General features: G+C 40.2%; 26 protein-coding genes. All 26 read right to left on the reverse strand.

Annotated elements, in window-relative coordinates:
- Window positions 1-51: 51 nt before the first annotated feature.
- Window positions 52-2,169 (reverse strand): polyribonucleotide nucleotidyltransferase, encoded by a 2,118-nt coding sequence (gene pnp, locus L3V42_RS07545; protein ID WP_238471702.1) that lies wholly within the window; start codon window positions 2,167-2,169, stop codon window positions 52-54.
- Between the two features lie 208 nt (window positions 2,170-2,377).
- Complete coding sequence (rpsO, locus tag L3V42_RS07550) at window positions 2,378-2,647, reverse strand: 30S ribosomal protein S15 (protein ID WP_235761523.1); 270 nt, start codon at window positions 2,645-2,647, stop codon at window positions 2,378-2,380.
- Window positions 2,648-3,258: 611 nt separating this feature from the next.
- Entirely contained in the window at window positions 3,259-4,197 is a 939-nt protein-coding gene (locus L3V42_RS07555) for a bifunctional riboflavin kinase/FAD synthetase (RefSeq protein ID WP_238471703.1), read from the reverse strand.
- A 10-nt stretch (window positions 4,198-4,207) separates the two neighbouring features.
- The gene (gene truB / locus L3V42_RS07560) at window positions 4,208-5,110 is read right to left on the reverse strand and encodes a tRNA pseudouridine(55) synthase TruB (protein WP_235761525.1); all 903 of its coding nucleotides are present in this window, start codon (window positions 5,108-5,110) and stop codon (window positions 4,208-4,210) included.
- An 85-nt stretch (window positions 5,111-5,195) separates the two neighbouring features.
- Window positions 5,196-5,537 (reverse strand): 30S ribosome-binding factor RbfA, encoded by a 342-nt coding sequence (rbfA, locus tag L3V42_RS07565; protein WP_235761526.1) that lies wholly within the window; start codon window positions 5,535-5,537, stop codon window positions 5,196-5,198.
- Window positions 5,538-5,580: 43 nt separating this feature from the next.
- Window positions 5,581-5,859, reverse strand: a complete 279-nt coding sequence (locus L3V42_RS07570) for a DUF503 domain-containing protein (RefSeq protein ID WP_235761527.1) — start codon at window positions 5,857-5,859, stop codon at window positions 5,581-5,583.
- On the reverse strand, window positions 5,856-7,985 hold the full coding sequence (gene infB, locus L3V42_RS07575) for a translation initiation factor IF-2 (RefSeq protein WP_235761528.1): 2,130 nt from the start codon (window positions 7,983-7,985) through the stop codon (window positions 5,856-5,858). The genes L3V42_RS07570 and infB overlap by 4 nt, the downstream gene beginning before the upstream one ends.
- A gap of 103 nt (window positions 7,986-8,088) precedes the next feature.
- Window positions 8,089-8,391 (reverse strand): L7Ae/L30e/S12e/Gadd45 family ribosomal protein, encoded by a 303-nt coding sequence (locus tag L3V42_RS07580; protein WP_235761529.1) that lies wholly within the window; start codon window positions 8,389-8,391, stop codon window positions 8,089-8,091.
- Window positions 8,388-8,660, reverse strand: a complete 273-nt coding sequence (gene rnpM, locus L3V42_RS07585; RefSeq protein WP_238471704.1) for an RNase P modulator RnpM — start codon at window positions 8,658-8,660, stop codon at window positions 8,388-8,390. The genes L3V42_RS07580 and rnpM overlap by 4 nt, the downstream gene beginning before the upstream one ends.
- Before the next feature lie 11 nt (window positions 8,661-8,671).
- The gene (gene nusA, locus L3V42_RS07590) at window positions 8,672-9,784 is read right to left on the reverse strand and encodes a transcription termination factor NusA (protein WP_235761531.1); all 1,113 of its coding nucleotides are present in this window, start codon (window positions 9,782-9,784) and stop codon (window positions 8,672-8,674) included.
- Window positions 9,785-9,801: 17 nt separating this feature from the next.
- The gene (gene rimP, locus L3V42_RS07595) at window positions 9,802-10,269 is read right to left on the reverse strand and encodes a ribosome maturation factor RimP (protein ID WP_235761532.1); all 468 of its coding nucleotides are present in this window, start codon (window positions 10,267-10,269) and stop codon (window positions 9,802-9,804) included.
- Between the two features lie 243 nt (window positions 10,270-10,512).
- Entirely contained in the window at window positions 10,513-14,799 is a 4,287-nt protein-coding gene (locus L3V42_RS07600; RefSeq protein WP_238471705.1) for a PolC-type DNA polymerase III, read from the reverse strand.
- 191 nt (window positions 14,800-14,990) lie between these two features.
- On the reverse strand, window positions 14,991-16,265 hold the full coding sequence (rseP, locus tag L3V42_RS07605) for an RIP metalloprotease RseP (RefSeq protein WP_238471706.1): 1,275 nt from the start codon (window positions 16,263-16,265) through the stop codon (window positions 14,991-14,993).
- A 106-nt stretch (window positions 16,266-16,371) separates the two neighbouring features.
- Complete coding sequence (locus L3V42_RS07610; protein ID WP_235761535.1) at window positions 16,372-17,163, reverse strand: phosphatidate cytidylyltransferase; 792 nt, start codon at window positions 17,161-17,163, stop codon at window positions 16,372-16,374.
- 15 nt (window positions 17,164-17,178) lie between these two features.
- Complete coding sequence (gene uppS / locus L3V42_RS07615; RefSeq protein WP_235761536.1) at window positions 17,179-17,940, reverse strand: undecaprenyl pyrophosphate synthase; 762 nt, start codon at window positions 17,938-17,940, stop codon at window positions 17,179-17,181.
- Between the two features lie 550 nt (window positions 17,941-18,490).
- Window positions 18,491-19,048 carry a ribosome recycling factor gene (frr, locus tag L3V42_RS07620; RefSeq protein WP_235761700.1) on the reverse strand — a complete coding sequence of 186 codons (558 nt, stop codon included), beginning with the start codon at window positions 19,046-19,048 and terminating at the stop codon, window positions 18,491-18,493.
- A gap of 3 nt (window positions 19,049-19,051) precedes the next feature.
- Window positions 19,052-19,774, reverse strand: a complete 723-nt coding sequence (pyrH, locus tag L3V42_RS07625; protein ID WP_235761537.1) for a UMP kinase — start codon at window positions 19,772-19,774, stop codon at window positions 19,052-19,054.
- Window positions 19,775-19,885: 111 nt separating this feature from the next.
- A complete protein-coding gene (gene tsf / locus L3V42_RS07630; RefSeq protein WP_235761538.1) occupies window positions 19,886-20,764 on the reverse strand; it encodes a translation elongation factor Ts in 879 nt (292 codons plus the stop codon).
- 96 nt (window positions 20,765-20,860) lie between these two features.
- Entirely contained in the window at window positions 20,861-21,649 is a 789-nt protein-coding gene (gene rpsB / locus L3V42_RS07635) for a 30S ribosomal protein S2 (protein ID WP_235761539.1), read from the reverse strand.
- Window positions 21,650-21,826: 177 nt separating this feature from the next.
- A complete protein-coding gene (locus L3V42_RS07640; protein ID WP_235761540.1) occupies window positions 21,827-22,276 on the reverse strand; it encodes a DUF2802 domain-containing protein in 450 nt (149 codons plus the stop codon).
- Window positions 22,277-22,287: 11 nt separating this feature from the next.
- Window positions 22,288-22,611, reverse strand: a complete 324-nt coding sequence (locus L3V42_RS07645; protein ID WP_235761541.1) for a hypothetical protein — start codon at window positions 22,609-22,611, stop codon at window positions 22,288-22,290.
- A 34-nt stretch (window positions 22,612-22,645) separates the two neighbouring features.
- The gene (locus L3V42_RS07650) at window positions 22,646-24,019 is read right to left on the reverse strand and encodes a flagellar assembly protein A (RefSeq protein WP_238471707.1); all 1,374 of its coding nucleotides are present in this window, start codon (window positions 24,017-24,019) and stop codon (window positions 22,646-22,648) included.
- A 29-nt stretch (window positions 24,020-24,048) separates the two neighbouring features.
- The gene (locus tag L3V42_RS07655) at window positions 24,049-24,819 is read right to left on the reverse strand and encodes a FliA/WhiG family RNA polymerase sigma factor (protein WP_235761543.1); all 771 of its coding nucleotides are present in this window, start codon (window positions 24,817-24,819) and stop codon (window positions 24,049-24,051) included.
- 43 nt (window positions 24,820-24,862) lie between these two features.
- Window positions 24,863-25,360, reverse strand: coding sequence for a chemotaxis protein CheD (locus L3V42_RS07660; protein WP_235761544.1), 498 nt, complete (start codon window positions 25,358-25,360; stop codon window positions 24,863-24,865).
- Window positions 25,353-25,988, reverse strand: coding sequence for a chemotaxis protein CheC (locus L3V42_RS07665; RefSeq protein ID WP_235761545.1), 636 nt, complete (start codon window positions 25,986-25,988; stop codon window positions 25,353-25,355). Before L3V42_RS07665 ends, L3V42_RS07660 begins: the two co-directional genes overlap by 8 nt.
- Window positions 25,978-26,466 (reverse strand): chemotaxis protein CheW, encoded by a 489-nt coding sequence (locus L3V42_RS07670; RefSeq protein ID WP_238471708.1) that lies wholly within the window; start codon window positions 26,464-26,466, stop codon window positions 25,978-25,980. The genes L3V42_RS07665 and L3V42_RS07670 overlap by 11 nt, the downstream gene beginning before the upstream one ends.
- Between the last annotated feature and the right edge of the window lie 12 nt (window positions 26,467-26,478).

The following is a 26,478-nucleotide window of genomic DNA, read 5'->3' on the forward strand; positions in this document are numbered from 1 at the left end:
CAGCTTCTTTTTGTGATTGAAGTGATTCGATCTCTTTTGCAATCAAATCACTTATTTATTTGCTTTTTCTTCCCGTTCTTTTTCTTCTACCAAGACTGCTTTTCTTGACAGATTAATTCGGCCTTGTCTATCAATTTCTTTTACTTTGACAAGGATTTCATCTCCGATTGTAACGACGTCTTCTACTTTATTCGTACGCTCAATTTGCAATTCGGAAATATGAACAAGACCGTCTTTTCCTTTGAATAGTTCAACGAATGCACCAAACTTCTCAATACGTTTAACAGTACCAAGATACATTTGACCGACTTCTACTTCACGAACAATATCTTCAATTATCTTCTTCGCTTTTTCATTCATTTGCTGATCAGTTGAAGAGATATAGACACTGCCATCTTGTTCAATATCGATTTTCACGCCAGTTTCATCAATGATTTGGTTAATCTGTTTTCCACTTGGTCCAATGACATCACGGATTTTATCCGGATTAATGTCCATGGTCATGATTTTAGGTGCAAATGGCGATAATTCTGTTTTAGGCTCTGCAATTGTTGCAAGCATGGATTCAAGAATCTGCATCCGGCCTGTTTTTGCTTGTTCCATTGCTTCTTCTAAAATCTCACGGGAAAGTCCGTCAATTTTAATATCCATTTGAAGTGCAGTGATTCCATTTTCAGTACCAGCAACTTTAAAATCCATGTCACCTAGTGCATCTTCCATACCTTGGATATCTGTCAGGATTGTATAATCTTCTCCAGACTTAACAAGACCCATCGCAATCCCGGCAACCGGCGCTTTTATCGGAACACCTGCATCCATCAATGCTAAAGTACTCGCACAAATACTCGCTTGTGAACTTGAACCGTTTGATTCCAATACTTCAGAAACGAGACGGATCGTATACGGGAAATCATTTTCGGATGGAATCACTTTTTCAAGGGCGCGTTCACCTAAAGCACCGTGACCAATTTCCCTTCTTCCTGGACCGCGAATCGGACCTGTTTCCCCGACACTATACTGCGGGAAGTTATAGTGGTGCATGAAACGTTTTGATTCTTCTAAATCAAGCCCGTCCAAAATCTGAACGTCCCCAAGGGCTCCTAATGTACAAATGCTTAAAGCTTGAGTTTGCCCACGTGTGAAGAGACCTGAACCATGGGTACGCGGTAAAAGATGGGTACGACTTGATAATGGTCTAACTTCATCCGGCTTTCTTCCGTCTGGGCGAATTTTTTCCTTCGTGATGAGCCGACGTACTTCCTCTTTCACCATGTTTTCAAGGATGTTCTTCACTTGTTTAAGGGTATCCGCTTCTGTTTCCTCATCATAAACAGCAAGCACTTCTTCTTTTACAGCTGCAATCGCATCTTCACGCTCATGCTTTTCCTTCACTTGAATAGCTGCAGTAAGCTTGTCTTTTGCTTCATGTTCAATTTTTGCCGTAAGTTCCTCGTCAAGTTCAAATAAGCTCACTTCAGATTTTTCGATATTTACTTGAGAAATGATTTCTTCCTGGAATGCAACTAATCGTTTAATTTCATCATGGCCGAACATGATCGCTTCAAGCATCACTTCTTCCGGAACTTCCTCCGCCCCGGCTTCCACCATGTTGACTGCATCCTTCGTTCCTGCTACGGTAAGCTCGATATCACTTTTCTCTTGCTGTTCAATTGTTGGATTAATAATGAATTCTCCATCCACTCTTCCAACTTGAACACCTGCGATTGGCTCCTGGAACGGAATATTGGAAATGGATAGTGCAATGGAAGAGCCGATCATTGCTGCAATCTCCGAGGAACAATCTTGGTCCACACTCATGACGGTACTGATAACTTGTACTTCATTACGGTAGCCATCAGGGAAGAGTGGGCGAATTGGGCGGTCAATAAGACGTGAAGCTAGAATTGCCTTTTCACTTGGTCTTCCTTCCCGCTTAATGAATCCACCTGGAATTTTACCGACGGCGTATAACCGTTCCTCATAATTTACCGTCAATGGAAAGAATGGTAAATCTTTCGGTTCCTTTGAACCTGTGGCAACTGCCAGTACAGATGTATCACCGTAATGGATCATTGCTGCACCGCCAGCTTGTTTAGCAAGCTCACCTATTTCCACTGTAAACGTGGAGCCTGAAATCTCTGTCGAAAAAACTTGTTTTTCTTCTATCATCTAGTTTGGTACTCCTTTCAATACAACATCCTCATCATTAGTATAAACAATTCTCACTTAAAGCTTTCAAGTAGTTCTTTCTTCTAGAATATACGATAGCAGTAGGAGAATCAAACGGTACGTCTAATCAGGAGCGTAATATCAATTATATCTATAAATATAAAATGCTTAAAAGAAAAAGCAGGATTTCTCCTGCTTTTCTTTAAGCTTATCGACGTAAGCCGAGTTTTTGAATTAGATCGCGGTAACGTATAATATCTTTATTACGTAGATAGTTTAATAGGTTACGGCGTTTACCGACCATTTTAAACAGACCGCGGCGAGAATGATGGTCTTTCTTATGAGCGCGAAGGTGCTCATTCAGTAGGTTAATCTCTTCTGTAAGTACAGCAATTTGTACTTCAGGAGAGCCTGTGTCCGTATCATGGACTTTAAATTCATTAATAATCTCATTCTTACGTTCTTGTGAAATCGCCATTTGGTCCACCTCCTATAAAAATTGTATAGCCCCAATCCCCTAGCAATCGTCGGAGATACGATTTGCCAAGCGATGGTTTATCTACATTAGTATAGCTTGAGCTACAGATAAAATCAAGTTTTTAATCGATATTTCTTTATAAAGAAATACTTTCACCTTCATTCAGCGTAAGCGCAACTTTCTTCCGAGGGTCCGCAGTCCCGATACCTCTCGCTTTCCGTGGGCGGCTGGTGAGCCTCCTCGGGCTGTCGCCCTGCGGGGTCTCACCTAGGCCTGTCCTCCCACAGGAGTCTCGAGGTATCGGGACTGCTCCCAGCAAAAACCTGACTTGGAACCCTATTTATTATATCAGGAATAGAACGCTTATCATAACACGGGATAGATACCATTGATAATAACCCTCTCTACCAGTTCAGTTGCCCGGCGGACGGTGACTCCTACGGGAAAAGCACGTGTCCAGACCAGAGCAGGAAGCGGTTTTCTTCCGAGGAGGCTGAGGCCGTGCCCTTAGGATGCGCATCCGTCCGTCGGACAACTGAACGGCGACCAGAACGCTAAACTTAATGAATGATCAAAACCCTTACGCTGAATGGGAGTAGTAAGTTTGGTGTTTAACGGAAATAATTGCGGATTGTTTCTTCGTCATCGGCAAGCTGGGCGATTAGCTCTTCTTTGCCGGCAAATTTCTTCTCATCCCGTATAAACTCATGCCACTCCAGCTGTAATTCTTCTCCGTATAAATCATTATTATAATCAAAAATGTTTACCTCAACAGATAAATTTCCTTTATCTTCTTTGAAAGTCGGGTTTGTTCCGACACTTGCCATTCCTTCATAAATTGCATTTTTATATCTTACTTTTACAGCATAGACACCGAGTTTAGGAAGGAGTGCATCTTCGTTAATCCTTAAATTTGCTGTCGGATATCCTAATTCCGGGCCTCCGCGCTGGGCACCATGAATAACGACACTTGTATATTTTAAGGGTCGTCCGAGCAACCGATTAATCGTTGCAACTTCGCCTTGTTTTAACAAATCTCTTATCCTCGTAGAGCTTACCTTTTCGTCATCCATCGTTACTTTATCGATTACAGTATAATCAAATCTGCCTCTGGAATAGTCCGAGATATTCGACATATTCCCAGCCCCTTTATGTCCAAAGCTATAATCAAAGCCTGCAACAAGATGCTTTATATGTAAGCCGATTATGAAATGATCAATGAAATCTTCAGGACTTAGCTTCGATAGTTCTTCATTAAATTTAATAATATATAGCCGATCAACATTCATTTGTTGAAGGATTTCCTGTTTTTCACGGAGAGGTGTAATATATTGCACACGCTCTGTTCCTTTCTTTAAGACAACAGAGGGATGGGGATGAAATGTTATGACAGCACTCTCCATGTTTTTTTCCTTTGCGACTTCGACAGCCTTCTCGATTAATCGCTGATGTCCTTTATGTATCCCATCAAAAAAACCAATCGCACATACAGTTTCGGGGATATCTGCTTCTGTAAGGGTATGCGGATAAGTTAATTCAAAAGTTCTCATATCTATTCACCTACTTTTTATCAAACTGAAATACACGAACAGGCTTTATTTCTCGCTCGTTCTTTTCATGAATCTGATAGATGGCCAGCAGCTCACCTTGATGCATCATTAAGAATGGATTCGTCTCCGGCAATTCGTCGGGTCTTGACAGTTTTTGACCATATTGCACTTTATGCTTTACTTGTTCAGACACTTCAAGAGCAGATAAATGATCAACGCCAGTGAGGAGAGGCTTTAGCCATGCAGCTCGTTCCAGATCATTTGACGCCTGTTCAATCTGATCGAAAGTGATTGCTTCTTGTTTTGTAAAGTTTCCAGTCCGGATCCGCTCAAGAAATGACATATGAGCAGGGTACCCCAACTGCTTTCCAATGTCGACACATAGCGTTCGGATATAAGTACCCTTCGAACAAGTAACTTGGAATCGGATTGTATGATCATTTTCATTTTGTGCTATGCGTTCAATAGAATGTACCTCGATATTACGTACTGGACGCACGACTTCTTCATTCGCTCTTGCATATTCATAAAGTTTCTTTCCATTTACTTTAACAGCTGAATACATTGGCGGGATTTGCTTCGTTACGCCTAAAAAAGACTGTAAGCAAGCATCTATTTCACCGATTTCAGGGAAAACATCGACATTCACTGCTTCAACAATTCCACCGTAGCTATCTTCTGTTTCTGTTGTTTGACCGAGTTTTACTTCAGCGATATATGTTTTCTTTGTATCTGTTAAAAATGGCACGATTTTCGTAGCTTGACCAATACAAATAGGAAGTACCCCTTCCACTTCTGGATCAAGTGTCCCAGTATGTCCGACCTTTCTTGTCTTGTACAGTCTTCTAATTTTCATGACGCAATCATGAGAGGTCATCCCTCTTGGTTTCCATAATGGCAAAATTCCGTTCATATCATTCACTTCCGTTCCATACAGGTAAAAGAATCATGGAAAAATCTGACCCTGTCCACATAAGATAAGGAGTCAGATTTACCATTTATTTATTTAAATCTCGCAAAATAGATTCGATTCGATTCCCGTACTCATAAGCTTCGTCAAATTCAATAAGCAGCTCAGGTGTCTTTCTAAGACGGATTCGTTTTCCGATTTCTGAACGGATGAACCCTTTAGCCTTCGTCAATCCGAGTAGTGTATCTTGTTTTTCTTTCTCCGAGCCAAGTACAGAAATATAGATGGTAGCTTGCTGAAGGTCTCCTGTGACTTCCACATCTGTAACTGTTACAAAACCAATTCTCGGATCCTTCAGTTTCGTCGTTAAAATTTCACCTAATTCTTTTTTCATCTGTTCAGCAACCCGATTAGCACGTAATTCCGACATCTTCTCACCTCATTCATAAAATCATTAATCGTTTGAAGGAGGGTTAGCGTTCCTCAACCGTCGTAATGGTTCGCTCCAGTTCCGGATACTGATCAAGCACCCGCAATACCTGCTGGATTACTTTTTCTGCATGTACTGCGCTTTCTGATACTGTCACAACGCCAAACTTTGTCCGCTGCCAGAGATCTTGATATTCTAACTCGGCAACGGCAACATTAAAGTCTTTCGTCAATTTGGCAAATATCCTTTTCAATAAAGAGCGTTTCGCTTTAAGCGAATTCCCTTCGTAAAAGAAGCACTCTATTTCCGCATAGAGAATCATGTATGTTTGATTTCCTCCATAATAAATGCTTCGATAACGTCTCCTTCTTTTATATCATTAAAGTTCGAAATTGTAATTCCGCACTCGTAGTTTGTCGCTACTTCACGCACATCATCTTTAAATCGTTTCAGTGCAGCAATTTCACCTTCAAATAGAACGACCCCGTCCCGGATTACTCTTACTCCTGAGTCTCTCGTAATCTTACCATCCGTTACATAGCTTCCAGCGATTGTTCCGATTCGGGAAACTTTAAACGTTTCGCGGACTTCCGCTTGTCCGATAACTTTCTCTTCGTATTCAGGATCGAGTAAACCTTTCATCGCTGCTTCGATTTCTTCAATTGCTTTATAGATGACACGATGCGTTCTTACATCGACTTTTTCTCTTTCCGCAGCATTTTTCGCATTTACATCAGGTCTTACGTTGAAGCCGATGACGATTGCGTTGGAAGCAGATGCGAGGATGATATCAGATTCCGTAATCGCACCTACACCGGTGTGGATGATTTTCACCTTAACGCCTTCAACTTCGATTTTTTGTAAAGAAGAAGAAAGTGCTTCAGCTGAACCTTGAACGTCTGCTTTAATAATAATATTTAAGTCTTTCATTTCACCTTGTTTAATTTGTTCGAATAAATCATCAAGGCTTACTTTGCTCTGTTGACCGCGATTTTCCACGATAAACTTCTGTTCCCGTGCTTCACCGACCTGTCTTGCCTTCTTCTCATCTTCAAAGACAAGGAATTGATCTCCAGCTTGCGGTACACCGCTAAGACCAGTAATCTCAACTGGTGTGGACGGTCCAACTTGTTCAATCCGTTCTCTCATATCATTCACCATCGCACGCACACGCCCGTATGTGTTTCCGACAACGAGGGAATCACCTACATGCAGTGTTCCATTTTGAACGAGCAAGGTCGCGACAGACCCTCTTCCTTTATCTAGTTGAGCGTCAATAACTGTACCAGATGCATTAGCGTTCGGATTCGCTTTTAATTCCTCAACTTCCGCGACAAGTAATACCATCTCAAGAAGATCATCAATACCTTCATGTTTGATCGCTGAGATATTAACGAAAATTGTATCTCCGCCCCAGTCTTCAGGAATCAGTTCATATTCCGTTAACTCTTGCATGACACGGTCGGGATTCGCTGATTCTTTATCCATTTTATTAACAGCCACAATAATCGGAACTTCAGCTGCTTTTGCATGGTTGATCGCTTCAACAGTCTGTGGCATTACACCATCGTCTGCAGCGACAACTAATATCGCAATATCCGTAACTTGAGCACCACGTGAACGCATGCTTGTGAAAGCGGCGTGCCCCGGTGTATCAAGAAATGTGATTTTTTTTCCATTTGATTCCACTTGATAAGCTCCAATATGCTGTGTGATTCCTCCAGCTTCTCCTGCTGTTACCTTTGTTTTTCGAATGGAGTCCAGTGTCGTTGTCTTCCCGTGGTCAACGTGCCCCATAATCGTCACAACTGCAGGACGTTCCTCCAAGTTCTCTTCTTTTTCTTCCACGCGATATTTCTCAAAATCTGTATCTTCTAACACAATTTCTTTTTCTACTTCAACATTGTACTCACCGCAGATTAATTCAATCGTATCATCATCAAGATCCTGGTTTTTCGTAGCCATAACCCCTAAAAACATGAGTCTCTTAATAATCTCAGATTCTTTTTTGTGTAGTTTTGCCGCAAGTTCACTAACCGTCAGCGTATTACCATACGTAATCTTGTCTGGTGTTAAATCTGGTGCGGGTTGTGCTGGCTTCCTTCTTTGCTGATCCCGTCTCTTATGATTACGACTTTTATTATGGTGAGTCTTTTGCTGTCCTCTTTTTCCTGTCATTTGTTGACTCCCTTTGTTGTTTTGTCTTTTATCAGAATACTTTTTATTATCTTCCTTTTTCTGGTTAGGTTTCGAATTCGTCGGTGTCTTCTGTCCTTCTTTATCGTTAGTCGATGGATTGAACTTTTTATCAAGTGATTTCACGGTGTTTTCCGATATCGTAGACATGTGATTCGTTACTTCCACATTCATTTCTTTTAAATAATTAATCACTTGTTTACTCGTTACTTGATTCTTTTTAGCATATTCATATACACGCATTTTAGTCATACGTTCACCCCCGAAATTAATTACCTTAGAAAACTTGGCATTCGTCAAGGTTTTACGGCGAATGCCTTAGTTGCACTTATGCAGTAAGAGAGGATTCACTTTCTTATCTGTCAAAATAGGAGCTGATTTTCTTAGCAAACCCTGCATCCAATATAGCGATTGCAACTCTTTGGGATTTCCCTATCGCATTCGATAATGTTTCCCTGTCGTCTTCCACAATAATATATGGAATCCGGTAGTACTTACATTTATCCGTAATGCGCTTCTTCGTCCGGTCCCCTGTATCACGGGCAAGTATTACGAGCTTTGCCTTCTCGCTGCGGACATCTCGTAAAATAGCATCTTCCCCGACGGAACATTTTCCGGCCCGAAAGGCGAGACCGAGTAAATTCAAATAATTGTTCATGATTCACTACTCACAAGCTTTCGTAATTCTTCATAGATTGTTGACTCAATCTCTGTATTTAATGTCCGGGCAAGAATGTTCGATTGTTCAGCTTTCTCGATTACTTCCAACGTTTTAGTTACGTATGCGCCCCTGCCGTTCTTTTTCCCTGTTGGGTCGACAAACACTTCCCCGTCTTTATTACGGACAATACGGATCAGTTCTTTTTTCGGTCGCATTTCACCGGTTACAACACATTTTCTTTCTGGTATTTTACGTTTTGTCGCCATTTCATTTCCTCCTATTCAAACAGATCGTCATCATTCATTGAATAAGATTCTTCTTCGGTTACTTCGCTATCAATTTCCATCAGGCCTTCATTTCTAGCCTCAGTTTCACTCTTGATATCGATTTTCCAACCGGTCAGCTTAGCAGCAAGCCTGGCATTCTGCCCACGTTTACCAATTGCTAGTGAGAGCTGGTAATCAGGGACAATAACCGTTGTTGCTTTTTCTTCTTCATTCACAAGCACGTCAATAACCTTGGAAGGACTGAGTGCATTCGATACGTAAACAACCGGGTCTTCTGCCCATTCAACGATATCAATCTTCTCACCCTTCAACTCATCGACAATTGCTTGGACACGCTGTCCTCTTGGACCGACACAAGAACCTACTGCATCAATCTCTTCGTTCTCCGCATATACGGAAATTTTTGACCGGTCGCCGGCTTCCCTTGCCACCGATTTGATTTCCACAATACCATCATAAATTTCAGGTACTTCCATTTCAAATAAACGCTTTAACAAGCCAGGATGAGACCTAGAAATATAGATCTGCGGCCCTTTGCTTGTATTTTCCACTTTCGTTACATATACTTTGAGACGGTCATGGATATCGTATTCTTCTGTTGGCATTTGTTCCGCTTCTGCAAGCTTTGCTTCAATCTTTCCTAAGTTTACGTAAATGAAGCGGGCATCTTTACGCTGGATGATCCCAGTCATGACGTCATCTTCCCGGTCGACATATTCGGAATAAATAACGCCCCGTTCTGCCTCTCTTACTCGCTGTGTCACTACTTGCTTAGCCGCTTGAGCCGCAATCCGACCAAAGTCTTTCGGTGTAACTTCCACTTCAATTACATCATCTAACTCATAATTCGGATCAATTTCTTTTGCTTCATCTAAAGATATTTCTTGTTGGCTGTCTTCTACTTCTTCTACAATTGCTTTTCTGGAAAAAACTTTCATACTGCCTTTTTCTTCATTAAGTTCAACTCGTACATTCGTTGCGGATTGAAAATTCTTTTTATAAGCCGATATTAATGCTGCTTCCAACGCTTCAATTAATATGTCTTTTTCAATGCCTTTTTCCTCTGCTAATAAATCAATCGCATCAAACAACTGACTGCTCACTTTTCATTGTCCCCCTTTTAAAACGTTACAGCTAATCTTGCTTTAGCTATCTTTTCATATGGAATTTCAACTTGTTTCTTTGCTGCTTTGACCTTATATTCAATGGTCAGATGATCATTTTCAAAGCTGGTTAATATACCTTCATATTCCTTCGCACCATCAATTGGTGCGTATAATGTTACATAAACATTTTTATTAACATTTGCTTTTAGATCTGCTTTTGTTTTTAGCGGTCTTTCTGCTCCAGGGGAAGAAACCTCAAGGAAATAGGCAGCTTTAATCGGGTCGGTTTCATCAAGCCTCTCACTCAGTTGCTCTGAAACAAGGCCGCATTCAGCGATATCGACACCACCCGGCTTATCAATATAAACACGCAAGAACCAATTTTTACCTTCCTTCACATATTCAATATCCACGAGTTCTAAACCATTTTCTTCTAAAATCGGATTCACTAATTGTTCTGTCGTTTCAATAACCGAAGTCATCCGTCATCCTCCTTCTATTACCATTTATTCCTTATTATGCACAAGTTTAATCTTTTTCATCTTAAAGTAGTAAAGTGGCAATATAAAACCCTAGCCTATTATGTAGGGGCTAGGGGCGAAGTTAGAGCATAAATTCCTAAGAAGAAGGAGTGGGCTTTAGACCCACTCCTTTAAATCGTTCAATCGACACTTTCCGAAAATTATTATATCATAGCTGGAATATGTTTGCAAATCACTGATATATTAAAAGAGAGAAAGTTGGTTCTTTTCTGCCATCCCCTCCAGACAGCCGTGTTGATCAAGATATTCAAGAACTGTCTTTGGAACTTTACTTCGTTCATGAAAATCTTCTTTCGATAAGAACTCTCCATCTTTTCTTGCTTCCACAATATTCAAAGCTGCGTTCGTACCTAGACCGTCGACTGCATTAAATGGTGGAATTAATGTATCTCCTTCCACAATAAATTCTGTTGCACTTGAACGGTATAAATCAACTTTTTGGAAAGAAAAGCCACGCTCACACATTTCAAGAGCAACCTCAAGAACGGTTAAGAGAGATTTCTCTTTCGGCGAAGCATCATTTCCTTTTGCTGTGATTCCGTCGATTTGTTGTCTGATTGCAGCTGAACCTTTAATCATGGAATCAAGGTCAAAGTCATTCGCACGGACAGTGAAATACGCTGCATAGAAAAGAATCGGGTGATGCACCTTGAAATATGCAATCCGTATTGCCATTAACACGTAAGCTGCTGCGTGGGCCTTAGGGAACATATACTTAATCTTTTTACAAGATTCAATGTACCAATCCGGCACGTTATGTTTCTTCATCTCTTCAATCCATTCGTCTTTCAATCCTCTTCCTTTACGGACGAATTCCATAATGGTAAAGGCAAGTGCTGGTTCGAGGCCTTTCTGCATCAGGTACACCATAATATCATCACGGCAACCAATTACATCAGACAATTCGCAAATTCCTTCATTAATTAAATCTTGAGCATTCCCTAACCATACATCCGTACCATGAGACAGCCCGGAAATAATTAATAACTCTGCAAACGTACTTGGTTTTGTATCTTCCAGCATCTGCCGGACAAAACGTGTTCCAAATTCCGGCACTCCAAGTGTTCCTGTTTTACAATTTATTTGTTCCGAAGTCACTCCGAGTGATTCCGTTCCAGAAAAGATTTTCATTACTTCCGCATCATCGGTAGGAATAGCTTGAGGGTCAATTCCACTCAAGTCTTGCAGCATCCGGATAACGGTTGGATCATCATGTCCGAGTATATCAAGTTTCAGCAGGTTCTCATCAATAGAATGGAAGTCAAAATGGGTCGTTCGCCACTCACTCTTCCGGTCATCTGCAGGAAATTGAATTGGTGTGAAGTCAAAGATTTCTTTATCCTCGGGAACAACAATTATTCCACCAGGGTGTTGACCAGTTGTCCGTTTTACTCCGGTACAGCCTTGAACAAGCCGATCGATTTCCGCCCGTTTAAATTTCAAATCCCGGTCATTTGCATAACCTTTAACATAACCATAAGCAGTTTTTTCTGCGACCGTTCCTATTGTTCCTGCTCGGTAAACATAATCGTCCCCAAATAGTTCTTTTGTATAATTATGAGCTCTTGGCTGATATGTACCAGAGAAGTTCAAATCAATATCCGGTACTTTATCTCCTTTAAACCCAAGGAACGTTTCAAATGGAATATCTTGACCATCTTTGGTTAAATCTGTTCCACATTCTGGACAAGCTTTATCAGGTAGGTCGAAACCACTTGCAACCGAACCATCTGTGATGAACTCGCTATAATTACAATCCAAGCAGACATAATGTGGCACAAGGGGGTTAACCTCTGTAATTTCCGTCATCGTAGCAACAAAAGACGAACCGACAGATCCCCTGGAACCTACAAGATAACCGTCGTCCAATGATTTTTTAACGAGTTTATGGGAAATCAGGTAAATAACAGAGAACCCGTTCCCAATTATACTATCCAACTCTTTTTCCAGACGAGCTGTAACAATTTCCGGTAGCGGATCACCATAAATTTCTTTCGCTTTTGTATAGCAAAGGTCCCGCATTTCTTGTTCTGCACCTTCGATCCTCGGTGTAAATAAGCCGTCTTTAATCGGAGAAATTGCTTCAATTCGATCAGCGAGCTCTTGTGTGTTTTTCACGACAACTTCATATGCTTTTTCTTCACCTAAAAACTTGAAGGCTTCAAGCATTTCTTCTGTCGTACGCATTGGTGTATCTGGTAATGTTTGGCGATTCAACGGATTCCCCGCTTGGGATGAGATCAATATTTGCCGGTATTGTTTATCATTTTCATCCAAATAATGGACGTTCCCAGTCGCTACTACGGGTTTATTCAGTCTTTCCCCTAATGCAATTAGCTTCTTCAGAATATCAAATATTTGCGCTTCGTTTTGTACTAGTTCTTTATCGATTAAATGGACATAGTTAGATGGTGGCTGTATTTCAATATAATCATAAAAGCTTGCTACTTTCTCCGCTTCATCCGCAGATGTTTGCATCATTTTTTCAAAAACTTCACCTTGATCACAAGCCGTCCCAATTATTAATCCTTCCCTGTTTTTCTCCAAGACGGAGCGGGGTATCCGCGGAACCCTGTAGAAATAATTAATATGGGCATAAGAAACAAGCTTGTACAAGTTCTTCAAACCAATTTCATTTTGGGCTAAAATCGTACAGTGAGATGGGCGGGAGCGCTGATAGGCATCACTTTCACCCATATGATCATTCAATTTCATATGATTCGTAATCTCTTGCTCTAGTAACTGCCGCACAAATTTCCACGTTAAATAACCTGTCGCTTCCGCATCATATATTGCTCGGTGATGCTGTGTCAATTCAATGTCCATATGTTTACACAATGTATTCAGACGGTGGTTTTTCAATTGTGGAAGTAAAAACCTTGCAAGTTCTAATGTGTCAATAACCGGATTTTTAACTTTTTCAATACCGATTCTTTCAAAACCTTGGTTAAGGAACCCAATGTCAAAGGATGCGTTATGGGCTACAAGAATATCGTCACCCATCCAATCGTAGAAGTCTTTTAAGACATCCCCTACTTCGGGTGCATTTCTTACCATGTCATCCGTAATCCCGGTTAAGTTAATCGTCGTTTCCGACAAGGCATGATGCGGATTAGCGAAAGATTCGAAGCGATCGACAATTTCGCCTTGTTGGATACGCACTCCTGCAAGTTCAATGATCGTATCATATACGGCGGAAAGCCCTGTCGTTTCCACGTCGAAAACGACATAACTTGCATCAGCGAGCTCAATGTCTGCTGAATTATAAGCAATCGGAACACCATCATCAACTAAATTCGCTTCTACTCCGTACAAAACTTTAATATCGTGCTTTTTACTAGCGTCATGTGCCTCCGGGAAACCTTGCACTCCGGCGTGATCTGTTATCGCGACAGCTTTATGTCCCCACTTTGCTGCTTGTGCGACGAGTGCACCAGGAGAGACGACCGCATCCATTTGACTCATCGTCGTATGTGCATGCAACTCGACCCGTTTTTCTTCTTCAGGTGCTGTATCCAAGCGCTCAGCTACTTCTACTTCTTGGATATCATTCGCCATCATTGCAAGCTCATTGGAATACATGTCTGTCTGGATACTTCCCCGTGCTTTAATCCATATCCCTTTTTTAGCAGATTTGAATTTCTCTGCATCTTCATCTCCGCGGGAAAACATTTTAATCTCTAATGAATCGGTGTAATCTGTTGCTTTTATGATGAGTAAACTACGTCCAGACCTTAGCTCTCTTATGTCCGATGAGAATACATAGCCTTGAACAGTGACCCTTCTTTCCTCTTCTTCGATAACTTCCATCGCTATCGGTTCGTCCGGAATCCGGTAACCGAGAAGTAATGGTTTATTATCATCTTCCACTTTAGCTTTATCACGTTTCGCCTTTTCTTTCACCGTGTTCATGACAATTCTCTGATCTTCAAGTACAGTCTGTTCTTTGAAGCGTTGGATGGCATCTGGGTTACTGTTCACTGTCATCTCTAACATGAATTGCATGGCACCAATAGCAGAAAAGTAGTTTTGCATCGGTTCAATTAATCTATTTTTCAAGGCTTGAGCCTCTGCTTCATTTCTTGCTGTTAACATAATTTTATTACCGTTAACTTTAGGAGTTTGTTGTTCAACTAGTTCTTTGTAAGCTGGAGATAGTGGCGGAACTTTTTGTAAGAAATCATTCCAATAACTAACTAAATTATCCTCAGCTATATCGGTGTCAGCTGCTTCAATCGTCAGCTCGACACTCGCTATTTCGCGAAAAGCATCGTTAAGTTTCATGCAAAAAACTTCATATACTTGATAAGGAAGGATAGAATCTACGTGTACATAAAAATGCCAGATTCGTGTTTTCTTATGAACAACTAATTTTTTTAAATAACTATTTGAAAAATGACTCGCCATATCCTGTGGAAGTTCGATCTGTTCGAGCAGGATATTCATTTTTTCTTGTTTGGATAAATCCATCATTTCTCCTCCCCTTGGTTATTAATTACACAACCATTTTAAAACCCTTAATCTTCATTATAAGACAAGGGTTTCGTAATTTGAACTATTTAAGATTAAACGATTTGAAAAGATACAATTCTATCCGGGGTCCGCAGTCCCGATACCTCTCGCTTTCCGTGGGGGCTGCGGAGCTGGGAAGAGTCGTTGGTTTACAGGAATAGTCGTTGGATGTCGTTCCAAGTTACTACGATCATGAGTAGCATGAGTAATGCGAATCCGACGAAATGGAAAAGTCCTTCTTTTTCAGGTGGAACTGGTTTGCCACGTAAGAGTTCAATTCCCACAAATAAGAGCCTGCCACCGTCAAGGGCTGGTAATGGAACAAGGTTGATGACACCTAAGTTTACACTGAGCATTGCTGTCCAGAGCAGGAAATTCCAGAATCCGGTTTGAACAATCTGGTCTGTTGCATCATATATCCCGACTGGCCCTGACAATAATTCGATGGATACTTGACCTGTAACTAACATCATTAGGTTAGTAAGAATGAGCTTTGTCGTTTCGTACGTTCGCTCAAAGCCATAGGTCAGTGTACCAAGAACTGATTTTTCATAAGCGGGAAAGACACCGATTTGTCCAATTTGAATCGGCTCTCCTTTTTCATCAACAGTTTCGATTTCATTGGGTGTAACCATAACTTGTTCTTTTTGACCCTCACGTACAAAGGTTAATTGCAGTTCACTAGCCGGGTTTTCCCGAACAATCGAAGTGAACTCCTCCCAAGTTGAAATTGGGGTATCATTAATCCGGGTTACTTCATCTCCCTCGACCATCCCAACTTCTGCAGCTGGAGAATCGTCAACGATTTCTCCCATTTTCGCTTCCTCAACCGGCGTTCCTTGAATGATACCTAAAATAATGAATATGACAATTGCCAGCACAAAGTTCATCATCGGACCTGCAAATAATTGCATTGCCCGCTGAGCAGGACTTTTCGAAGCAAATTGTCGATCATAGGGAGCGATTTGCGTCTCTCTCTCATCCATAATGAAAAACGCCTTTTCATCAACGTGGAACGTCAATTTCGTATCTTCATCATCCAATTCATAACCCTCAATAATTAAATCATGATCAAGATCGACGCGCTCCACTTCAATAATCCGTGCATTCAGATGCTTGTCTTTATTATTGACAATAATCTTATCTACTTTATTATCTTTATTAAAATCAAGACCAATATGATGTCCAGGTTTCAATTCAATTATTTCCGGGTCTTCACCTGCAACACGCACGTACCCGCCTGCTAGAATAAGACGAATGGTATACAGTGTTTCATTTCTTGTAAAAGAAAACACTTTTGGACCAAAACCGATTGCAAATTCTCTAGCTAACATGCCAGCGCGTTTTGCAAAGATTAAATGACCCCATTCATGAATAAAAACGAGCAGGCCGAACATAAATATAAAGGCGATAACTGTAGTCAAATGAAGCACCTCTTTCAATCTGAAATCTTTACTTACCTCAATCTATTTAGCTAAGTTTACTCTTTTTCCCCTATTTGTACAACAGAGAACACGATTGGCCGGCTGTTTAAATAAACTGGATGATATGCAGGAATGGTAAAACAAAAAGCAGACTGTCAAAACGGTCTAGAATACCGCCGTGACCAGGTAATATTTTACCGGAATCTTTTACTCCGTAATGGCGCTTAAATGCAGATTCCACTAAATCCCCTACTTGTCCTACCATCGAAGCAAAAATAGTTACAACAATAACGATTAGCATCGAGTGTGGGAATGGATGGACAAGGTGGAAAATTACAGCAACAACGCATGCAGTGATAATTCCTCCGATTGCGCCTTCCACTGTTTTATTTGGGCTAATATCCGGCCATAATTTGCGGTTTCCAAATGATTTCCCAACAAAATATGCTCCCGTATCCGTTGCCCATATGATGAAAAAGGCAAACAGAATATTGCTGAATCCGCTGGCGCCAAGTCTTGTTTCAATCAAGAAATAAAACCCAATTCCTACATACAATGCAGCGAGGATAACAAATCCAGCCGCATCAAATGTAAATTTATTCCTGACTAATACAGTATAAGCGAGTAAAAATAGAATAATTACAGTAAACACATCGGTTATTGAGAAAAATCCGTTGGAAAACAGAGTCGATTTATCCGGTAGTAACACAAGCCATATTCCAATCGTTCCTATTAACCCCGGAATGGAAACAAGAGGTATTTCTCTCATTCGCAACAATTCCATCAAACCTATTGTCGCAAGTAAGTAGATGAACAAGATAAACGGCAAGTCACCGATAATTACAAACGGAAGGAATACGATTAATCCTAGAATTGCTGTTATAATTCGTTGCTTCATATAATTTTCATCACCTTAAATACCTCCGTAACGTCGTTTCCTCTTTTGATAATCTTGTATCGCTTGATTAAATGTATTCTCGTCCATATCCGGCCAAAGAACATCCGTAAACCAAAATTCACTATATGCAAGCTGCCAAAGCAAGAAGTTGCTGAGCCGCTTCTCACCACTTGTACGGATGAGTAAGTCAGGGTCAGACAAACCATTTGTATAAAGGTATTTTGAAAACACTTCTTCGTTCAATGATTGAATGGAAACTTTATTTCCATCCACATCATGCATAATCTGTTTGATTGCATGCATAATTTCATATCTGCTACCATAGTTCAAAGCAAAATTAAGTAATAATCCATCGTTTTCTTTTGTTTTATTCATGGCGTATTGAACCGTTTTTTGAGTATGTGCTGGAAGTGCATCAAAATTGCCGATTGTTTCGATTCTAACATTGTTGGTCATTAACTCTGGAAGATAAATATGCAAGAACTCTTTTGGCAGTTTCATTAAAAAATCAATTTCCGATTTTGGACGATTCCAATTTTCCGTAGAAAAAGCGTACAAAGTCAATATCTTCACATTTGCTTGATTAGCAGCCCGAACCACTTTCATCACTGCTTTTACGCCTTCCTTATGTCCTGAAATTCTTGGTAAACGACGGCTTTCTGCCCAGCGTCCGTTTCCATCCATAATGATTGCTACATGGTTGGGTATATTCTCTGATAAGTTGATGAGCTTGTCATCAGTTTCTTTGTTTTTAATAAACGGTATTTTCATAGACATCTTAGGTCCTCCGAATTTCTGACTTCCTATTCCATCTGCAGAATATATCACTTTCATCTATATGCTTGCAGCATGTCCTTCATTACTCAACTTTCATACTCTAAAGCAACAAAACATCTCATAAAATAATAATAAAGATGTAAATCACTTTCATTCAGCGTAAGTGTGTGTCAAACTCCGAAACTTCTACTGGAGGTCCGCAGTCCAGACACCTCTCGCACCTGCTGAGCGGCCGGCAAGCTTCCTCGCTCAGCCCGAGGAGCTCAGCCCGTGCCTAGGATGCGCATCCGTCCACCGGGCAACTGAACGGCGATTGGAAATCTATCCAAGAGAATGCGCAAATACTTAAGCTGAATGAAAGCAACAGGAAGTGCATTTGATTTTTAAATGCTAAAGTTGAGATCATTAGTTATAACCCATTCATTTGTCACTAAGTGTTACAAATTACATTATAACGATATTCCAGTAAAAATACAAAAGCCCCCTTATAGAAAGAGGGCTACATTGATTTTACACGTTTAAGCAGTAATAATAAAGTGTGAACTATATATTATACTTCCATAATTTCATTTTCTTTATCTTTTACAAGCTGTTCAATCTTGGTAATGAATTGGTCTGTTTCTTTTTGAACATCATCCTGGAATTTACGTAATTCATCTTCTGTAATCCCTGAATCCTTTTCCAAAGCTTTCAATTGATCATTAGCTTCACGGCGAATATTTCGCACCTGAACACGAGATTCTTCCGCAAATTTACCGACAACCTTCACAAGCTCTTTCCGTCGTTCTTCTGTTAATGCAGGAATGCTGATGCGGATTACATTTCCATCATTAGATGGAGAAAGTCCGAGATTTGCTTTCTGAATGCCTTTTTCAATGTCTCCTAAAGCTGTCTTGTCATAAGGTGTTACGACTAGTAAACGCGCTTCAGGCGCACCAACTGATGCAAGCTGATTAAGAGGTGTTGCTGCACCATAGTAATCGACAAAAACACTGTCTAACAGGTTAGGGTTTGCTCTTCCTGCTCGAACAGTAGCTAAGTTTCGCGTAAATGCTTGTACTGCAAGTTCCATTTTTTCTTTCATTTCATTTAACACAGAATTTGCCATCATTTATTTCCCCCTTATTGTTGTTCCAATTGTCTCGCCTTCAACAACGCGTTTAATATTACCTTCTTCCGTTATCGAAAAGACAATTAATGGAATGTTATTATCCATACAGAGTGATGAAGCCGTGGAATCCATTACTCCAAGACCTTCATTAATCATATCCAAATAAGATAAATTATCATATTTGACAGCATCTTTATTTACTAGCGGGTCATCCGAATAAACGCCATCAACATTATTTTTTGCCATTAAAATTACTTCTGCTTCAATTTCTGCGGCTCTTAATGCTGCAGTCGTATCGGTTGAAAAATAAGGGTTTCCTGTACCGGCGGCAAAAATGACAACACGCTTCTTCTCCAAGTGGCGAATTGCTTTTCTTCTTATGTACGGTTCAGCAACTTGGCGCATTTCAATGGATGTCTGAACTCTTGTTGGAATTCCAATCATTTCCAGTCCATCTTGTAATGCTAATGAATTCATAACGGTTGCCAGCATACCCATGTAGTCAGCCGATGCACGGTCCATACCCATTTCACTACCGACCTTACCTCTCCAGATGTTTCCTCCGCCAACAACGATTGCGACTTCTACTCCAAGGTCTGCAACCTCTTTTACTTGGCCTGCAATGGAGTGAATGACTTTTGGATCAATACCACTGCCTTGATCCCCACTCAATGCTTCTCCACTTAATTTTAATACAATTCTCTGGTACTTTGCTGTTGTCATAATAACCTCCATCACAATTATATTATTATGATATGTTTTTTCTTCATTTATTCATTTGTATGCAACCATGGTAAAATAGGGAACATTTACGTTCCCTATTTTACATTTAGCTTACTTTTTAATTTGGCTCATTACTTCTTCAGCAAAGTTTTCTTCACGTTTTTCCATTCCTTCGCCTACTTCATAGCGTACGAATGTCTTCACGCTTGCACCTTTGTCTGCTACAAATTTCTTCACTTTAACATCAGGATCTTTAACAAATGCTTGTTCAACAAGAACGATTTGTTCAAAGAATTTGCCAAGACGGCCTTCAACCATTTTTTCAACAATATTGGCTGGTTTACCTTCGTTAAGCGCTTGTTGTTTTAGAACTTCACGTTCGCGATTTACTTCGTCCTCTGCCACATCTTCACGATTTACATAGCGAGGGTTAATTGCTGCTGCGTGCATTGCCACGTCTTTGGCAACTTCTTCATCGGTTGTTCCTTCAAGAACAGTTACAACACCGATTGTTCCGCCCATATGCAAGTAAGAACCGAATGCATCGTTATCTGTTTTTTCGAAAATAGTGAAACGGCGTAAAGAGATTTTCTCACCGATTGTAGAAATTGCATTGTTAATAAGTGCTTCTAATTTCTCGCCTTCGACCGTTCCTTCTAGTGCAGCTTCAACCGTTTCTGGTTTGTTAGCTAGAAGTCCTTTACCAATTTTAACTAATAACTCTTTAAACTGATCGTTCTTTGATGCGAAGTCTGTTTCACAGTTTACTTCAAGTAAAACTGCAGTGTTGCCATCAATTTCAACGTGAGTAAGTCCTTCTGCAGCAATTCGGTCTGCTTTCTTAGCAGCGGAAGCCATCCCTTTTTCACGTAAGAAATCGATTGCTTTATCAATGTCACCATCTGTTGCTTCAAGTGCTTTCTTACAGTCCATCATACCTGCACCAGTTTTTTCACGTAATTCTTTAACCAATTTAGCTGTAATTGCCATTTGTAAAAATCCTCCTTTAAAGATTCCGTATTTCCTTCTTTAAAAAAAGGTGATAAAAGGTAATTATCCTCTTATCACCCTCACTTTTTTAGAAAATTATTCTTGAGTTGAGGCTTCTGCAGTTGCTTCAGCTTCAGCTTCTGTTTCAGCTTTATTTTCTTCAGCTGTTTCTTCAACTGGAGCTTCCACTTCTGCTGTTTCTTCACCTTGTTTCCCTTCTAAAATAGCATCAGCCATTTTTGAAGTCAATAATTTAACAGCACGGATTGCATCATCGTTAGCTGGGATTACATAGTCAATTTCATCCGGATCACAGTTTGTATCGACAATACCGATGATCGGAATATTCAATTTATGAGCTTCAGCAATTGCAATTCGTTCTTTACGTGGATCAATAACGAACATTGCATCTGGAAGCTTCTTCATATCTTTGATTCCACCTAGGAATTTAACAAGACGATCTCTTTCTTTTAGAAGCTCTCCTACTTCTTTCTTAGGAAGCACTTCAAATGTACCGTCTTCTTCCATTCTTTCAATTTCTTTCAAACGCTCGATACGTTTACGGATTGTTTGGAAGTTCGTTAGCGTTCCACCTAACCAGCGCTGGTTCACATAGAACATGCCGGAGCGGAGTGCTTCATCACGAACAGAGTCCTGTGCTTGTTTTTTTGTACCTACGAAAAGAAGTGTACCGCCATTTGCCGCCAATTCTCTTACGTAGTTATAAGCTTCTTCAACCTTTTTCACAGTCTTTTGCAGGTCGATGATGTAAATACCGTTACGTTCCGTGAAGATATATTTCTTCATTTTCGGGTTCCAACGGCGTGTCTGGTGACCGAAATGTACACCAGCTTCAAGTAATTGTTTCATTGAAATTGCTGCCATTTTAAATTCCTCCTATTGGTTAGTTTTCCTCCGCCCCGTTCCTTTCTGCTCATAGACCATTGGCAATCTGGCACCTTATAAGCAAATCCCGGGACGTGTGTTATTACTTGTCTTAATTCGACAAGAGTTTTACACCAAAGATTAATATACCATAACTAGATAGAGTAAGCAAGTTTTTTATTTATTGTATAAACGAGTAATCAACTCTGCTTCCGTTTTACCACAATCAAGGGTCTTAGCGATTTCTTCAATTGTAAGACCTTTTGCATAAAGTTGCATGACTCGGGATTCTAAAGATGCTTCCACTTTATAACCCGGTGCATCACCAATCAGATGATCTACATCTTCTTTCTCAACTGGCTGCGTTTCATTGGTAGGTACTTTTTCGTCGGCAGGCTCATCGATTGTGTTATCTTGGTCATCCTTCTTGACTTGTTTTTGATTCGTCATTAAAGTTTGCAATCGGTCGTTTTCCGCCTTGATTTCTTCTAAGGAACGTTCTAATGCTGCTGTGAGTTCATTAGAATTAGACATATTTTCCATTTGCTGAACTTTCTTTAGCAACTGAAAGATTGCTGCAAGTGTAATTAAATGTAAAATAAAACTGATCATTAATAATGAAACCATGACAGTACTCCTTATCCGCTATAATCGATTCGTTTACCGAGGTAAGGATGCTCCTTTATCTGCGTATGTTCTTGTAGTTCTTTTGCCTTTGTTTCTTCTTTTTCGACTTCACCGGATTCTTCCTTCTTCTTTAGCTTACTCGATTTCTCCGATTGCTGGACTTGTGTACGTTTTATTTTTTCTTTTTCCAGTTGGGATTGAAGTAATGCTCCTTGAAGTTGTTCTCCTTGTTTCTGCATCTGTTCTTGAACTTTTCCGGCATCCTGTGTTCGTGGTAGTGCTACTTGCATTTCAATCGATTTCAGCCCCATCCCTTTCACCGATCCTTTCCACATCTAGCCTGCTTACAGATACGAACTTATTGTTCCCCTAAAACAATTGCTGAAGCGCAATTTCATTGTGGAACAAGTTGAATTGTACATAATGATAATCGGTGTTCATCACCCGTTTATATTTCCCGAATGTAACCGTGACATTTTGATAAATGAAGTTTCTTACAACCAATTGAGTGTCGCGGAGATCTCCCATCTCTGCATTCATCTCGCCCAGCTCCTCTTGGATCTCATGAAGTTCATTTTTCACCATTTCCATGGAATGTTTCTGACGGAGTTTAGCGATTCGTACCTTAGCGTTATGATCACTTTGGGTTGCGAGTTTCTCTCCAAGCAATTTTAACTTTCTTAGCATCTCTTCCTGTTCTTTCTGTTTTTTCTTTAAAGCTTGTTCCTTGTCTGCCATTGCTTTATTAACTCCAAGTATAATTTCAGTTTTCGTATTGAGTTTCGTCCCGATATCCTTCACTTCAATTGTTTTCCCAGCTGATAGTGTTCCGCCAATAATATTCCCTTTTTGGGAGAAGACATGTCCGTGTACAACACATTCACTATGAAGAATAGAATTTTCCACATACAAATCATTGCCGGTGAAAATCTTCGCCTGATTAATGTAACCAAGTTGTATATTTCCCTGCGCTTTCAAGCATCCCTTCTCTTGTCCAGCAATCCCCTCTGAAATGTAAATTGATCCCCCGGCAATGAGTGTTGCAGCTTCGACCATTCCGAAAATCTTAATATCACCGTCAGCTTTAACAGTAAATCCAGTCGGAACATCCCCGTGGATAATAATCGATCCGACAAAGTTAAGGTTTCCAGTTTTCATCGTCAACGTCTCATTAACATGATATTCTGGGAAAACTTCTATTTTCCTTCCCGAATAGCTCAACTGCCCATTCTCCGTAGCATAATAACAATTGTCCGCTTCGTTGAACACAACATTTTTCCCGCGGAGGATAGCAATGGCTTTACCTTGTGGAGCTTTAACCACATTCCCCATCACGTTTTTACCGTCTGTCCCCTCTTCGGGATAAACAAGTTTAGCAAGTTTTTGACCTTTATTTACAGAAGGGATTGTCATCACTTCCCGGAAATTCCACTCCTCATCTTTTTTCATATCCTGTTTAAAATCGACTAAGAAAGCAAATTTACCATCCTTTCCCTTTTCCGGATGTAAGCCTTTTGCAATAACAATCGGATATTCAACGGTAGAAGGGTCCTCTGCTAATTGAGAAAGTGCTTGGTACTGGATACCGTAAACAACTTTGTTTTCGGTTAAATACTGCTTCCAAATTGTCATATCGATACGCATTTTTTCCTCTAAATCATGAAAATCATCAGTGCAATGTACTTCCGCAATCATATGGTTGGCTTTTAACCGTATCCGAAAATATTTATTTATTCTTTCCAAGCCAATTCCCCCAAAAACTGACAACCAAGTTATTCAACGATCTTTGTTAATACATTTCTTAATGTAAAAATCGCTTTTTTATGGATCTGTGAAATTCTAGATGTTGTCAGGTTTAATGTTTGTCCAATTTCAGTAAAGGTTAATTCTTGATGATAAAAAAGATCGATTACAAGCTGTTCCCTTTCATTTAGCCCCTTGATTCCATCCAATAAATCCTGCTTCAATTCTTCTTGATAAATTTCATCTTCAGGTGTTGCAGCGTTTTCATCTGGAATCGTATAACCAATTCCTTCATTAAATTCATCATTCGTTCTCGACTTTTCTTCAATTGAAAGCACATTCGCGAACAAGGAATCTTTTACAATGGATTCTACTTCGTCTTCTGACAGATCAAGCTGCTTGCCGATTTCTTTAGAGGTAGGTGTTCGTTGTAGTTGCTGCTCCAATTGTTCCGCTGTACGCTCAATTCTTTTCGTCTTCTCTCTTAACGAACGAGGCAGCCAATCTTCCTTACGAAGTCCGTCCATGATTGCTCCCTTAATTCGGAAGGAGGCATAGGTGTCAAATTTGAGATTTCGTTTCGATTCGAATTTCGTAACGGCATCATACAAGCCGAGGAGACCAAAACTTCTTATATCATCTTTACTCACATTGTTCGGCAAGTGACTGGAAATCCGCTCCGAATGATAATCTACAAGATACATATAATATGCAATGATTTCATTTAAAACGTCATGATGCTGTTGCGTATTCCACTGCTTCCAAAGCTGTTGTTCTTCCGATGACATTCCTGAATTCATGGTACTCCACTCCCTCCTTCTAAACATCCGTTCATGGTTCTCCTTACATGACGATTTCTTCTCTATTCACTTTTCTAATGTTTAATTCGCTTGTTGCAGGATTAAATTCAATCGTTCTTCCGATATTTCCTCCAACATCTTTAGCAATAACAGGGATTTTTAACTTTTCCAACTCTGTTAGCGTTGCTTCGATATTCCGCGGACCAATCCGTAATAAATCGGATCCGGAATCGAACTTGAACATTTCTGCCCCACCGGCTATTTTGGCCTTTAGCGCAGAATGTCTCGCCCCCATTTGCAATAACCTTTGGACTAAATATGGAATAGCAGTATCCGCATATTTATATGTATTGACCGTTTTTTGCCTCGTCACGGTTGAATCAGGTAATAAAATATGTGCCAGCCCAGCAATTTGTTTCATTTCATCATAAATGACAATCCCTACACAAGAGCCAAGTCCCAATGTTCGAATCCTATCTGGTGTACGAACCGTATTCAGATCGGCAATCCCAACTCTGACAACTGTTCCTACTTTATTCATTTTCTTGTATTCCTAACGCGCTGAATATAATTTGTAAAGACCCAGGGTTTGGCAACAGGAAAAAATTTCCCTCCAATACATCGCTTGTTCCCTGACTATTTACTTTTGAATCAATAACAATCGCATAGTCCGAAGCTTGAGAGATATCGATTAGGCCATATGTCAGAACTGCTGCTGCCATATCAATTCCCAAATGGGGAACGGAAGGCTGTAAATGTAAATGCGTAAAATCGGACAATGCCGAAATATAAGATCCGGTAACAATATTACCAACTTCCTCTAGTACTGAAAACTCCAGCGAATCTTTGCTTATATTCTCTTTGAATTCATATGTCGGGTTATTTGTCATCGTGCGGATCAGTAACTCAGCTTCTTCGACGGATAAAACAAAAAAGACGTTACTTGGTGCCTCACCATAGATGCGAAATAATATAGCGACAACTTTTTTCTCTGGTCCGCCAATCAATTCCATCATTTCATCAAAAGAAACAACATTAACAGAAGGGATGGCCATTTCGATTTTAAGGTTTAATAATTGGGATAATGCTGTAACAGCATTTCCAGCTCCAATATTTCCCACCTCTCGTAATACATCGAATTGGAAAGAAGATAAACTTTTATATTTCATAAGGCCTCTGTCCTTCTTCTTTCATCGCTTGAACATGCTGCTCCGAAAGAAGAATTTTCTCGAGATCAAGCAAGATAAGCAATCTGTCTTCAACTTTGATCACACCGTCAATATAATTGGCCGCTACAGAGCCGACAACTTCCGGTTTCGGTTCCATTTTATCCATTTCCAGATCGATGACATCACTTGCTGTGTCAACAATTAAGCCGACTTCAAGACCATTCTTATTCACAATAATGATACGATTCTCTTCCGACAGTTCCGTTTCAGGCATTCCGAAACGCAAGCGTAAATCAATAATCGGGATAATGACACCTCGTAAGTTAATAACACCTTTTACGAATTCCTCAGCGCGAGGAATACGTGTAATTGGATGAATTCTTTCAATCGCACCGATGTATTCAACTGGTAATGCATATTCCTCGTTGTGCAACTGAAAGACAATGACTTTTAAATGATTTCTTATAGAATGCTCCATGTTTCCATCTCC

It is taken from the genome of Oceanobacillus alkalisoli (assembly GCF_022213125.1).
Lineage (GTDB): Bacteria > Bacillota > Bacilli > Bacillales > Amphibacillaceae > Oceanobacillus > Oceanobacillus alkalisoli.